The sequence below is a fragment of the Streptomyces sp. NPDC025651 genome (assembly GCF_055558735.1).
In genome coordinates, this window is the sequence record NZ_JBVHLZ010000001.1 from 118,772 (window position 1) to 131,784 (window position 13,013).

General features: G+C 71.6%; 11 protein-coding genes. 9 read left to right on the forward strand and 2 right to left on the reverse strand.

Annotated elements, in window-relative coordinates; all coding sequences use genetic code 11:
• Nucleotides 1–19 precede the first annotated feature (19 nt).
• From ACZ4D5_RS00445 to ACZ4D5_RS00465, 5 genes are all read left to right on the forward strand, one after another.
• Nucleotides 20–601 carry a sigma-70 family RNA polymerase sigma factor gene (locus ACZ4D5_RS00445; protein WP_467770102.1) on the forward strand — a complete coding sequence of 194 codons (582 nt, stop codon included), beginning with the start codon at nucleotides 20–22 and terminating at the stop codon, nucleotides 599–601.
• Nucleotides 598–1,395 (forward strand): zf-HC2 domain-containing protein, encoded by a 798-nt coding sequence (locus tag ACZ4D5_RS00450; RefSeq protein ID WP_467770103.1) that lies wholly within the window; start codon nucleotides 598–600, stop codon nucleotides 1,393–1,395. Before ACZ4D5_RS00445 ends, ACZ4D5_RS00450 begins: the two co-directional genes overlap by 4 nt.
• 99 nt (nucleotides 1,396–1,494) lie before the next feature.
• A complete protein-coding gene (locus tag ACZ4D5_RS00455) occupies nucleotides 1,495–3,837 on the forward strand; it encodes a HelD family protein (RefSeq protein WP_467770104.1) in 2,343 nt (780 codons plus the stop codon).
• Nucleotides 3,838–4,192: 355 nt separating this feature from the next.
• A complete protein-coding gene (locus ACZ4D5_RS00460) occupies nucleotides 4,193–5,623 on the forward strand; it encodes an NAD-dependent malic enzyme (RefSeq protein ID WP_467770105.1) in 1,431 nt (476 codons plus the stop codon).
• A 298-nt stretch (nucleotides 5,624–5,921) separates the two neighbouring features.
• Nucleotides 5,922–6,203: an HU family DNA-binding protein gene (locus ACZ4D5_RS00465; protein WP_030680681.1), complete on the forward strand. Its 282-nt coding sequence runs from the start codon at nucleotides 5,922–5,924 to the stop codon at nucleotides 6,201–6,203.
• A gap of 89 nt (nucleotides 6,204–6,292) precedes the next feature.
• Here the strand turns inward: ACZ4D5_RS00465 and murA are convergent, their stop codons facing one another.
• Entirely contained in the window at nucleotides 6,293–7,642 is a 1,350-nt protein-coding gene (gene murA, locus ACZ4D5_RS00470) for a UDP-N-acetylglucosamine 1-carboxyvinyltransferase (protein WP_362339822.1), read from the reverse strand.
• 253 nt (nucleotides 7,643–7,895) lie between these two features.
• Here murA and ACZ4D5_RS00475 point away from each other — a divergent pair, with 253 nt between their 5' ends.
• Nucleotides 7,896–8,489 (forward strand): YqgE/AlgH family protein, encoded by a 594-nt coding sequence (locus tag ACZ4D5_RS00475; protein ID WP_467770106.1) that lies wholly within the window; start codon nucleotides 7,896–7,898, stop codon nucleotides 8,487–8,489.
• A gap of 9 nt (nucleotides 8,490–8,498) precedes the next feature.
• Here the strand turns inward: ACZ4D5_RS00475 and ACZ4D5_RS00480 are convergent, their stop codons facing one another.
• On the reverse strand, nucleotides 8,499–9,623 hold the full coding sequence (locus ACZ4D5_RS00480; RefSeq protein WP_467770107.1) for a LysR family transcriptional regulator: 1,125 nt from the start codon (nucleotides 9,621–9,623) through the stop codon (nucleotides 8,499–8,501).
• 128 nt (nucleotides 9,624–9,751) lie between these two features.
• Here ACZ4D5_RS00480 and ACZ4D5_RS00485 point away from each other — a divergent pair, with 128 nt between their 5' ends.
• From ACZ4D5_RS00485 to ACZ4D5_RS00495, 3 genes are all read left to right on the forward strand, one after another.
• Nucleotides 9,752–10,927, forward strand: a complete 1,176-nt coding sequence (locus ACZ4D5_RS00485; protein ID WP_467770108.1) for an MFS transporter — start codon at nucleotides 9,752–9,754, stop codon at nucleotides 10,925–10,927.
• Between the two features lie 15 nt (nucleotides 10,928–10,942).
• Nucleotides 10,943–11,242: a DUF3039 domain-containing protein gene (locus tag ACZ4D5_RS00490; RefSeq protein ID WP_079036916.1), complete on the forward strand. Its 300-nt coding sequence runs from the start codon at nucleotides 10,943–10,945 to the stop codon at nucleotides 11,240–11,242.
• A 99-nt stretch (nucleotides 11,243–11,341) separates the two neighbouring features.
• Nucleotides 11,342–12,967 (forward strand): beta-N-acetylhexosaminidase, encoded by a 1,626-nt coding sequence (locus ACZ4D5_RS00495; protein ID WP_467770109.1) that lies wholly within the window; start codon nucleotides 11,342–11,344, stop codon nucleotides 12,965–12,967.
• Nucleotides 12,968–13,013 lie beyond the last annotated feature (46 nt).

Genomic DNA, 13,013 nt, shown 5'->3' on the forward strand with positions numbered 1-13,013 from the left:
CGAAGCGCGGACAACGGAGGTGCGCGTGCGCAAGGATTCCGCCGTGGCCGATGAACGCCCGCAGCCGCCTCGACATCGCCTCGGTCAACCACCGGGCCCGGACGAGGAGTTGATCCGCGCGCTCTACCGCGAGCACGCGGGTCCGCTTCTCGCCTATGTGCTCCGCCTGGTGGCGGGAGACCGCCAGCGCGCCGAAGATGTCGTACAGGAAACGCTCATCCGTGCCTGGAAGAACGCCGGTCAGCTCAACCGGGCGACCGGTTCGGTACGCCCCTGGCTGGTGACGGTCGCCCGGCGCATCGTCATCGACGGCCACCGCAGCCGGCAGGCCCGGCCGCAGGAGGTCGATCCGTCGCCGCTGGAGGTCATCCCCGCGGAGGACGAGATAGACAAGGCACTGTGGCTGATGACGCTCTCGGACGCGCTGGAGGACCTGACTCCCGCGCACCGGGAGGTACTTGTGGAGACCTACTTCAAAGGGCGTACGGTCAACGAGGCGGCAGAGGCCCTCGGCATCCCCAGCGGCACGGTCCGTTCGCGGGTGTTCTACGCGCTTCGCTCGATGAAGCTGGCGCTCGAGGAGCGGGGGGTGACGGCATGACCGAGTCCTACGGCCGCCATGGCGCGCGGCAGGACGACGACACCATCCACGAGACCGTCGGCGCGTACGCCCTCGGCATCCTGGACGACGCGGAGGCCACCCGGTTCGAGGAACACCTCGCGGTGTGCGGGATCTGCCAGCACCAGCTGGACGAGTTCTCCGGCATGGAGCCGATGCTGGCCGCCCTCGCGGACCTGCCGGGTCCGGGCGGTGTCCCCGAGATCGGCGAACAGCTCACGGCCCGGCCGAGCCCCCGGCTCGCCGAGCGCCTCGTGGACGAGGTGTCGGTCGAGCGGGAGCAGAAGCGCAGGCGCGGCCTGTACCTGGTCGCGGCGGCGGCCGCCCTGATCATCGGCGGCCCGATCACGGTCCTCGCGGTGACCGACGACGGCGGCTCCAAGGAGGTGGCGGCCGACCCGCACCCCTCCAGCCCGGCCGAGGACGCCTTCTTCCATCACATGGAGGAGAAGTCGAAGGCCACGGACCCGGCGACGAAGGTCAGCGCCACGGTCGGCACGGAGAGCAAGGCCTGGGGCACCCACACCGTCCTGGAGCTGAAGAACGTCAAGGGCCCGCTCAAGTGCTCCCTGATCGCCGTCGGCAAGGACGGCAGCAAGGAGACGGTCAGCACCTGGTCGGTGCCCAAGTGGGGGTACGGCATCAAGGACAGCCCGAACAAATGGGCGCGCAGTCCGCTGTACGTCCACGGGGGCGCCGCGATGGACCGCAACGACATCGATCACTTCGAGGTGACGACGTTCGAGGGCGAGCGCCTGGTCAAGGTCGACGTGTAGCGCACAACAAGCGCACGACAAGTGCACAGCGGGGGCCCCTTTCGCCTAAGGTGGACGGCTGCTCGGTACGGGCAGCAGCACGGTGTGAAAGGGGCCTCGGTGGCCGACGTACGCGACCGCGAGATCAGCGTCGAACAGGAACATCTCGACCAGGTCTACCGACGCCTCGAGGAGAAGATCCACGAGGCCGAGTTCCTGATGAACGACGCGGCCAAGCGCTCCCAGGTCGGTACGCCCGGCGCGCTCGCCGAGCGCGACGCGCAGGTCTTCCGCGCCGGCGTCCATCTGAACCGGCTCAACAACGAGTTCGAGGACTTCCTCTTCGGCCGCATCGACCTGCTCCGGGGCAAGGACGGCAAGAAGGGTCCCGACGGCGCGTACACGGCGGTCGAGCCCGCGGAGGGCGCGGTCCGCGAGGACGAGAGCGGCAAGCACGCGGACATCGCGGAGACCCTGCACATCGGCCGCATCGGCGTCCTCGACGCGGACTACTCCCCGCTGGTCATCGACTGGCGCGCGCCCGCCGCCGCGCCCTTCTACCGCTCGACCCCGGTCGACCCGGGCCGGGTCGTGCGCCGCCGCGTCATCCGCTCCAAGGGCCGCAAGGTCCTCGGCGTCGAGGACGACCTGATGCGCCCGGAGCTCACCGCCTACCTCGACGGCGAGGCGCTGCCGGTGATCGGCGACGGCGCCCTGATGGCCGCGCTCGGCCAGGCCCGCAGCCACTCGATGCGGGACATCGTGGCGTCGATCCAGGCCGAGCAGGACATGGTGATCCGCGCGCCCGCCGCCTCGGTGACGTACGTGGAAGGCGGCCCCGGCACCGGCAAGACGGCGGTGGCGCTGCACCGTGCGGCCTACCTCCTCTACCAGGACCGCCGCCGGTACGCGGGCGGCATCCTCATCGTCTCCCCGACCCCGCTCCTGGTCGCCTACACCGAGGGCGTCCTGCCCTCCCTCGGCGAGGAGGGCCAGGTCGCGATCCGCGCGGTCGGCTCCCTGGTGGACGGGGTGGAGGCGACGGAGTACGACAGCCCGGCGGTGGCACGGGTCAAGGGCTCGTCGCGGATGCTGAAGGTGCTCCGCAAGGCGGCGAGGGGAGCGCTGGAAGGGGTGGCCTCCCCCCTCCCCGCCCCGCGGCAGGGGCAGCTGTCCTTCGGCGAGGAGGCCGAGGAGTCCGCACAGCCCCAGGCAACCCCCACCCGCCTCCGCGTCGTCGCCTTCGGCCGCCGTCTCGAACTGGACGCCGACCAGCTGAACCGCATCCGCCGCAACGCCCTCGGCGGCACCGCCCCCGTCAACCTCCTGCGCCCGCGCGCGAGGAAGCTCCTCCTGGACGCCCTGTGGTCCCAGTCGGGCGCGGCGGGCCGCCACACGGACCCGGAGCTCGCCGCCGAGCTCCGCTCCTCCTTCGACGACGACATCACCTCCGAGGACGACTTCATCCACTTCCTCGACGCCTGGTGGCCGGAGCTGACGCCCCGCGCCGTCCTCACGGCGATGGGCGACGAGAAGCGCCTGGGCCGCTGGGCCCGCCGCGTCCTGAACCCCGGTGAGGTCCGCAAGGTCGCCCGCTCGCTGCGGCGCGAGAACCTGTCCGTGCACGACGTGGCGCTCCTCGACGAGCTCCAGGCGATCCTCGGCACGCCGCACCGCCCCAAGAAGAAGCGGGAACTCGACCCCCTCGACCTGCTCACCGGCCTGGAGGAGCTGATGCCGCAGCGCGAGGAGTCCCAGCGCGAGCGCGCCGAACGCCTCGCGGCGGAGCGCACCGAGTACGCCCACGTCATCGTCGACGAGGCCCAGGACCTCACCCCCATGCAGTGGCGCATGGTCGGCCGCCGCGGCCGGCACGCCACCTGGACCGTGGTCGGCGACCCGGCCCAGTCCTCCTGGTCCGACCCGGACGAGGCGGCCGAGGCCCGCGACGAGGCCCTCGGCACCCGCCCGCGCCGCCGCTTCACGCTCACCGTCAACTACCGCAACCCCGCCGAGATCGCGGAGCTGGCCGCGAAGGTCCTCGCCCTGGCGATGCCGGGCGCGGAGTCCCCGTCGGCGGTCCGCTCCACCGGCGTGGAGCCCCGCTTCTCGGTCGTACGGGACAAGGACCTCGCCGCGTCGGTGCGCGAGGAGGCGGCGCGGCTCCTGGAGCGGGTCGACGGCACGGTCGGCGTCGTCGTGGCGATGAACCGCCGCGAGCAGGCGGCCCGCTGGCTCGCGGGGCTCGGGGAGCGCGTGGTGGCGCTCGGCAGCCTGGAGGCCAAGGGCCTGGAGTACGACGCGACGCTCGTCGTCTCGCCCGCGGAGATCGCGGACGAGTCCCCGGCCGGCCTGCGTGTCCTGTACGTGGCGCTGACGCGCGCGACCCAGCAGCTCACGGTCCTGTCGGGCGAGCGCGACGAGCCGGACGCGGACGGGGTGCCGGACCTGCTCCGGGACTGAACACTTTTGCTCGGTGAGACGGGAATTGCCTTACGGGGATCGTTTGTTACCTTGGATGTGGCACCGGCTCGATCCAAGCCCCCGGGCCCAACCTTCGTCGCTACGAGCGACCACTTGCCGCGAGGCGAGCATGGCGGGTCGGTGTCATGAACGTTGAAGAGGCCCACGTCACCAAGTGACGTGGGCCTCTTTCTGTTTCCCGTGACTTCTCGTATGGTGGAAACAAGTTTCCGAAACTGCAGCGCACTGGCCGATGAACAAAACGTTCTCAATCCGGGGCGACTACCACGTACTCGGTGGTAGGTGCGACCATCGGACGGCAAGAGCTACAAGGTGAAAGCAGAGGAAGTCGGCCATGGCAACGGCGCCCAGCGTCTCCTACTCGAACACGGTCCGGTTGGAGGTGCCCGCGAGCGGCACCGCGGTCTCCCAGATCACCACGGCCGTCGAGTCCCACGGAGGCTCGGTGACCGGCCTCGACGTCACGGCATCCGGCCACGAGAAGCTCCGGATCGACGTCACGATCGCGGCGACCTCCACGACGCACGCCGACGAGATCGTCGAGCAGCTGCGCACCATCGAGGGCGTCACCCTCGGCAAGGTCTCCGACCGTACGTTCCTGATGCACCTCGGCGGCAAGATCGAGATGGCGTCCAAGCACCCCATCAGGAACCGTGACGACCTCTCCATGATCTACACCCCGGGCGTCGCCCGGGTCTGCATGGCGATCGCCGAGAACCCCGAGGACGCCCGCCGCCTCACCATCAAGCGCAATTCCGTTGCGGTCGTAACGGACGGCTCGGCCGTGCTCGGCCTCGGCAACATCGGCCCGAAGGCCGCGCTGCCGGTGATGGAGGGCAAGGCCGCCCTCTTCAAGCGCTTCGCGGGCATCGACGCCTGGCCGATCTGCCTGGACACCCAGGACACCGACGCCATCGTCGAGATCGTCAAGGCCATCGCCCCCGGCTTCGCGGGCATCAACCTGGAGGACATTTCCGCGCCCCGCTGCTTCGAGATCGAGGCCCGCCTGCGCGAGGCCCTCGACATCCCCGTCTTCCACGACGACCAGCACGGCACCGCGATCGTCGTCCTGGCCGCCCTCACCAACGCCCTGCGCGTGGTGGGCAAGGGCATCGGGGACGTCCGCGTGGTCATGTCCGGCGCCGGCGCGGCCGGCACGGCCATCCTGAAGCTGCTGCTCGCCGCGGGCGTCAAGAACGCCGTCGTGGCCGACATCCACGGCGTCGTGCACGCCGACCGCGAGGACCTGGTGTCCCACGACGCCGACTCGCCGCTGCGCTGGATCGCCGACAACACCAACCCCGAGGGCCTCACCGGCACCCTCAAGGAGGCCGTCGTCGGCGCCGACGTCTTCATCGGCGTGTCGGCCCCGAACGTGCTGAACGGCGACGACGTCGCGGCCATGGCCGACGGCGCCATCGTGTTCGCGCTCGCGAACCCGGACCCCGAGGTCGACCCCGCAATCGCCCGCCAGACGGCGGCAGTTGTGGCCACCGGACGCTCGGACTTCCCGAACCAGATCAACAACGTCCTGGTCTTCCCCGGCGTCTTCCGCGGCCTGCTCGACGCCCAGTCGCGCACGGTCAACACGGAGATGATGCTGGCCGCCGCGGGCGCCCTCGCGGACGTCGTCGCGGAGGACGAGCTGAACCCGAACTACATCATCCCCAGCGTCTTCAACGACAAGGTCGCGGGCGCCGTGGCCGGTGCGGTGCGCACCGCGGCGAAGGCCGCGGGGGCCTCTGTGACGGGTCCCACGGCCTAGCGCCACGGCGCGTCGCCGGACGCGGGCCCGACGGGCCCCTCTAGGGTGGCTTGGCAGCAAGCCCCTCCAGCCCCTTCTTTTGAGGGGCGGCGGAAGCTTTTCGTGTGACCTCCAAGGGCGCCGGATTCGCTTTCCCGCCGCAGGTGGGGGCAGGATGCGTAATCGGGCGCGAGGGTCTGACGTCAGACCCGGGTCCGGGCACTGTCCAAGGGCCCTGGCAGCATCGTCTTCGCTGTGCCCATCATGCGGCTCTGCCGCGTGGCACGCCTCAACGGCAAAAGAACACGGGAGTACAAACATGAACCGCAGTGAGCTGGTGGCCGCGCTGGCCGACCGCGCCGAGGTGACCCGCAAGGACGCCGACGCCGTGCTGGCCGCGTTCGCCGAGACCGTCGGCGAGATCGTTGCCAAGGGCGACGAGAAGGTCACCATCCCCGGCTTCCTGACCTTCGAGCGCACCCACCGTGCCGCTCGCACCGCCCGTAACCCGCAGACCGGCGAGCCGATCAACATCCCGGCCGGTTTCAGCGTCAAGGTTTCGGCTGGTTCCAAGCTGAAGGAAGCGGCCAAGGGGAAGTAACCCGCTCGGGGCCGTGAGGCTCCGTTGGTACGCAGAAGGGGCGGCCACCCGGACCGGGTGGCCGCCCCTTCGTCATGTCCGCGTGCGGGCTAGCCGAGCGCCGCCTTGCCGGGGAGCTCGACCTTCGCGCCGAGCTCGACCAGCTTCTCCATGAAGTTCTCGTAACCGCGGTTGATCAGGTCGATGCCGTGGACGCGGGACGTGCCCTGCGCCGCGAGGGCCGCGATGAGGTACGAGAAGCCGCCGCGCAGGTCGGGGATGACCAGATCGGCGCCCTGCAGCTTCGTGGGGCCGCTGACGACCGCCGAGTGCAGGAAGTTGCGCTGGCCGAAGCGGCAGTCGGAGCCGCCCAGGCACTCGCGGTAGAGCTGGATGTGCGCGCCCATCTGGTTGAGCGCGGAGGTGAAGCCCAGACGGGACTCGTAGACCGTCTCGTGGACGATGGAGAGGCCCGCGGCCTGCGTCAGGGCGACGACCAGCGGCTGCTGCCAGTCGGTCTGGAAGCCCGGGTGCACGTCCGTCTCCAGGGCGATGGCGTTCAGCGAGCCGCCCGGGTGCCAGAAGCGGATGCCCTCGTCGTCGATCTCGAAGGCACCGCCCACCTTCCGGTAGGTGTTCAGGAACGTCATCATCGAGCGCTGCTGGGCGCCGCGGACGTAGATGTTGCCTTCGGTCGCCAGGGCCGCGGAAGCCCAGGAGGCGGCCTCCAGGCGGTCCGAGAGGGCGTGGTGGTTGTATCCGCCGAGGCTGTCGACACCGGTGATCCGTATGGTCCTGTCGGTGTCCATGGCGATGATCGCGCCCATTTTCTGCAGGACGCAGATCAGGTCCTCGATCTCCGGCTCGACCGCGGCGTTCGAGAGCTCGGTCACACCCTCGGCGAGCACGGCGGTGAGCAGGACCTGCTCGGTGGCGCCCACGGACGGGTACGGCAGGCGGATCTTGGTGCCGCGCAGGCGCTGCGGGGCCTCCAGGTACTGGCCGCCCTCGCGCTTCTCGATGGTCGCGCCGAACTGGCGGAGCACCTCGAAGTGGAAGTCGATGGGCCGGCCGCCGATGTCGCAGCCGCCGAGGCCGGGGATGAAGGCGTGCCCGAGGCGGTGCAGGAGCGGGCCGCAGAAGAGGATCGGGATGCGCGAGGAGCCGGCGTGGGCGTCGATGTCGGCCACGTTCGCACTCTCGACGTGCGACGGGTCCATGATGAGCTCGCCCGGCTCCTCACCGGGACGGACCGTCACGCCGTGCAGCTGCAGCAGGCCGCGTACGACGCGGACGTCCCGGATGTCGGGGACATTGCGCAGCCGGCTCGGAGCGCTGCCGAGCAGCGCGGCGACCATGGCCTTGGGCACGAGGTTCTTCGCGCCGCGGACACGGATCTCGCCCTCCAGCGGGGTGCCGCCGTGGACAAGCAGTACATCGTCAATGCCGGTGACGGTCATGAATCTCGCGTTCCGATTGGATGGACGGGGGGACCAAAGGGCAAGCGTAATGGCCGCGTACCCCCCTTCTGTAAGGCCAAGGGCGTGCAGAACACGTCATGAGTTCGCCACAACACGAACCGTGCGGAACTGGACACTCCGGGTCACCGCCGCGGATATGCGCTCCAGATGCGCTCATGCGCCCTGAACTGCGTTGGCTCACGTACGGCCATTACCTCCCCGCTCAGGGCGAAGATGCGGGATCATGTGGTTCATGACCGAGGTGTCCTCGCTCACAGGGCGGCTTCTCGTGGCGACACCGGCCCTGGCGGACCCGAACTTCGACCGTGCGGTGGTGCTGCTCCTCGACCACGACGAGGAGGGCTCGCTCGGCGTGGTCCTGAACCGCCCGACCCCGGTGGACGTCGCCGACATCCTGGAGGGCTGGGGCGAGCTGGCCGGCGCGCCCGGCGTCGTCTTCCAGGGCGGCCCCGTCTCCCTGGACTCGGCGCTCGGGGTCGCGGTGATCCCCGGCGAGGAGGCGGGCGCCTCCCGGCGGCGCCCGGGCAGGGGAGACCCCACCGGCTTTCGCCGGGTGCACGGCGCGATCGGCCTCGTCGACCTGGAGGCCCCGCCGGAGCTCCTCGCCTCGGTGCTCGGCTCGCTGCGGATCTTCGCCGGTTACTCGGGCTGGGGCCCCGGCCAGCTGGAGAGCGAACTGGGGGAAGGGGCCTGGTACGTGGTCGAGTCCGAGCCGGGGGACGTCTCCTCGCCGGATCCGGAGCGGCTGTGGCGTGCGGTGCTCAGGCGCCAGCGCAGTGAGCTGGCGATGGTGGCGACCTATCCGGACGACCCGTCGATGAACTGACGGGGCGGCTCAGCCCGGCTGGCCGCACTGTTTGAGGTAGCGCTCGGCCAGGGGGTGCGCGTCCCTGGCCGGGATCGCCAGGTGGACGGCGACGGGCGGGGCGTTCTTCAGGCGTACGTGGCGCAGGGACGGGTGCGCGTGCCTGCGGGCCACCGGCTCCGGGGCCACGCCCACTCCATGGCCGGCCGCGACGGCCTCCAGCCACTCGTCGAAGTTGTCGGCGGTGCAGGCGAGGCGAGGGCGGCGGGAGGAGGGCCACAGCTCGGGGCGGGTGGTGCCGGTGACGGTGTTCACGACCAGCGGCAGGTCGGCGAGTTCGGCCCAGTCCACCACGCGGCGCCCGGCGAGCTCGGCCGCGCCGCGGGCGACGACCGCGACGCGGGGCTCGTGCAGGAGCAGGCGGGTGCGCACCGCGCCGCCGGGCGGGACGTCGCCTCGTACGACCGCGACGTCGCAGGCCCCTGACGCCAGGCCCGCCAGCGGGCTGTCGCGCCGGACCAGGCGGACGCCCGCGCCGGTCGCCGCCTTGAAGGAGTTCGTGAGCGGGACGCAGGCCTCGGGCAGGACCGAGGTGAAGCCGAGCCGCAGCAGGGGAGGTTCGGCGCCCGCCGCGGTGCGCAGGGTGGTGTCGATGCGGGCCAGGAGCGGGGCGAGGTCGTCGCGCAGCCGCTGCCCCGCCTCGGTGAGCTCGACGTGCCGGGTGGTCCGTTCGAGGAGACGCGCCCCGAGGCTCTCCTCCAGGGCGCGCACGGTGCGGGTCAGCGCCGGCTGCCCGATCCGAAGCCGGTCGGCCGCGTGCGTGAAGCTCAACTCGTCGGCGACGGCGAGGAAGCCGCGCAGGTGCCGCAGCTCGACGCCGTCGAGAGCGGCGGGGGCCGCCGCGGGCGGGGGCGCGGTGCCGGCGTGGGCCCGGGGCGCAGGTGCCGACGCGGCCGGGGTCGGGAGCGCGGGCGGAGTCGTGGCCGTGGCCCGGGTCGCGGTCCCGGCGCCGGGAGTCGCTCTCCTGCGGCGGGCTGGTTCCGAGCCGCGGCGGGCGGGGCCCGCGTCGCGGTGGGTCGGCCCTGTGCCGCGCGGCGGTTCCGTGTGCCGGTCCGCCGTGTCCGGCGGCGGATTTCCATCCCGTACGTGATCCATGCCTCCCGAGCATAAATGGGCGCCGCGGGCATTTCCCCCGGGATCCGGAGGGTGCCTACGTTTCCTGCTCGTCCGGAACTCGTCGGGAAGCGGCGTGCGGAAGCGCGGAAGCAAGGGAGTTGGGTCGCGTGCGCAAAGTGTGGCTGTTGATGGTGGGGGCCTTCACGTTGGGGCTCGACGCCTATGTGATGGCCGGGCTGCTGCCGGTCGTCGCCAAGGACCTGGGGACCACCGTCTCGCTGGCGGGGCAGATGGTCACCGTCTTCACCCTCGCCTACGCGGTGAGCGCGCCGCTCGTCGCCGGGCTCCTCGCCGGAGTGCGGCCGCGGGTGCTGATCGTCGCCGCCCTTGCCGTCTTCACGCTCGGCAACGGACTCACCGCGCTCGCGCCGGGCCTCGCCGTCCTGCTGGTCTCGCGCGCGGTGGCGGGTGCGGGCGCCGGTGTCTACTCGGCGCTGTCCACGGCGGCCGCCGCGTCGCTGGCGGGACAGGAGCGGCGCGGCCGTGCGCTCGCGCTGGTGATGGGCGGGATGAGTTCGGGCACGGTGCTCGGTGTCCCGCTGGGCGTGCTGCTCGCCGACCACACGTCGTGGCGGGCCACGATGTGGCTGGTGACGGGCCTCGGCGCGGTCGCGCTCGTGGGCCTCGCGGTGGGGCTGCCCGAGGTTCCCGCGGGGCCCGCGGTCCCGGTGCGGGCGCGGCTCGGCGCGCTCACCGACAAGAAGGTGCTGCCCGTCGTGAGCGTCTCCTTCCTGGGGGCGGTGGCGAGCCTCGGCCTGTACACCTATCTCGCGCCGGTGCTCGACTCGTCGGGTGGCGTCGGCGAGAGCGAGGTCGCGCCGTACCTGTGGGCGTGGGGGATCGGCGGCGTGCTCGGCAGCGTGCTCGCGGGGCCGCTGGTGGACCGCACCGGCCGGGTGGTCGCGCTCGTCACGGGAATCATCTCGACCCTGGTCGTCGCGATCGGCCTGCTGCCGCTGCTCGGCGCCGCCGCCTTCCCCGCGCTCGTCGTCTGGGGCGCCGCGGGCTGGGCGTTCCAAGTCCCGCAGCAGCACCGGCTGCTCGCCCTGAACGCCGAGCGCGGCACCGTGGCCCTGGCGCTCAACAACTCCGCGCTCTACCTCGGCAGCGCGGTCGGCTCGGCCGTGGCGGGCCTCGCGCTCTCCGCCGGTCTCGCGCCCCGGCACCTGCCGTGGGCGGCCGCCGCCGTCGCGGCGCTCGGCCTCGTCCTGCACCTCCTCGGGCTCCGTGCCGCCAGGGAACCCGCGGGTGCGCGGGCCTGTGCCGGGGCACCGCGCGCGTAGGTACCCTTGGCCCTTATGAGCACTCTTGAGCCCGAGCCCGAGCGCGGGGCAGGTACGGGGACCCTCGTTGAGCCGACGCCTCAGGTGTCGCACGGTGACGGCGACCACGAGCGCTACGCGCACTACGTCCAGAAGGACAAGATCATGGCGAGCGCGCTCGACGGCACGCCCGTCGTGGCGCTCTGCGGCAAGGTGTGGGTCCCCGGCCGCGACCCGAAGAAGTACCCCGTCTGTCCCATGTGCAAGGAGATCTACGAGTCCATGGGCGCCGGCGGCGACAAGGACAAGGACGGCGGCAAGGGCGGCAAGAAGTAGCCCCTTTCGTCCCCTTGTGAGACCCCTTCGCCCGAGGGGCGTTGCGCCTGCCGCAACGCCCCTTTTGCGTTGCGCAATCGCATGGCAGCCTCTGGCCCCATGACCTTTGAGCAACTCATCCCGGCGCCCGCACGCGCCGAGGCCACGCAGGGCTCCTCCTTCGTCATCGACGCGTCCACCACCCTGGTCGCGGGTCCTGGCACCGAGTCCACCGCACGCTGGCTGCGTGCCACGCTCGGCGGCTCGCTCGGCCTGTCGCTGCACCCCGGCGACGAGGGGGCGGCCGGTGCCGTCTCCCTGCGCGTCGACGGCTCGTTGGAGCCGGAGGCGTACAAGCTCACCATCGACAGCGACCGCGTCGAGATCACCGGCGGCGCGGGCGCGGGCGTCTTCTGGGGCGCCCAGACACTGCGCCAGTTGCTCGGCCCCGACGCCTTCCGGCGTGCGCCGCTGCGACCGGACGCGGAGCACTCCGTCCCCGCCGGTGTCATCGAGGACGCGCCCCGCTTCGGCTGGCGCGGCATGATGCTCGACGTGTCACGGCACTTCATGCCGAAGGACGGGGTGCTGCGCTACCTCGACCTGCTCGCCGCGCACAAGCTCAACGTCTTCCACTTCCACATCACCGACGACCAGGGCTGGCGCGTGGAGATCAAGCGCCACCCGAAGCTCACCGAGGTCGGCTCCTGGCGGTCCCGCACCAGGTGGGGCCACCGCGCCTCCCCCCTGTGGACGGAGCACCCGCACGGCGGTTACTACACCCAGGACGACATCCGCGAGATCGTCGCGTACGCGGAGTCCCTGCACATCACCGTCGTCCCGGAGATCGACATCCCCGGGCACTCGCAGGCCGCCATCACCGCCTACCCGCACCTCGGCAACAGCGACGTCGTCGACACCGAGGCGATGACCGTCTGGGACTCCTGGGGCGTCAGCAAGAACATCCTGGCCCCGACCGAGGACGTACTCCGTTTCTACGAAGGGGTCTTCGAGGAGATCCTCGACCTCTTCCCGTCCACCTTCGTCCACGTCGGCGGCGACGAGGTCCCCAAGGACCAGTGGAAGGCCTCGCCGACCGCCCAGGCCCGCATCAAGGAGCTGGGCCTGGCCGACGAGGACGAGCTGCAGAGCTGGTTCATCCGGCACTTCGACACCTGGCTGACCGCGCGCGGGCGGCGGCTCGTCGGCTGGGACGAGATCCTGGAGGGCGGCCTCGCCGAGGGCGCCACCGTCTCCTCCTGGCGCGGCTACCGGGGCGGCATCGACGCGGCCAAGGCGGGCCACGACGTCGTCATGTGCCCCGAGCAGCAGGTGTACTTGAACTTCCGTGAGGACGGCGGGCCCGACGAGCCGATGCCCATCGCCTACGTCCGCACCCTGGAGGACGTCTACCGCTTCGAGCCCGTCCCCGCGGAGCTCACCGAGGAGGAGGCCGCGCACGTCATCGGCACCCAGGCCAACGTCTGGACCGAGGTGATGGAGAACCAGGACCGCGTCGATTACCAGGTGTTCCCGCGCCTCGCCGCCTTCGCCGAGGTGGCCTGGCGGGAGCTCCCGGCCCCCGCCGAGCGGGACTTCGCCGACTTCGACCGGCGAATGAGCGCGCATTACCCGCGACTTGACGCCCTCGGCGTCGACTACCGTCCGCCGAGCGGTCCTTTGCCGCGACACCGGCGACCGGGTGTGCTCGGACGCCCGATCGAGGGGGCGCCCCCAAACGTGTGAGGCGACCGCCCGGTGCGTGCTCCCGGCGGTCCACGCTGGGAGCGTG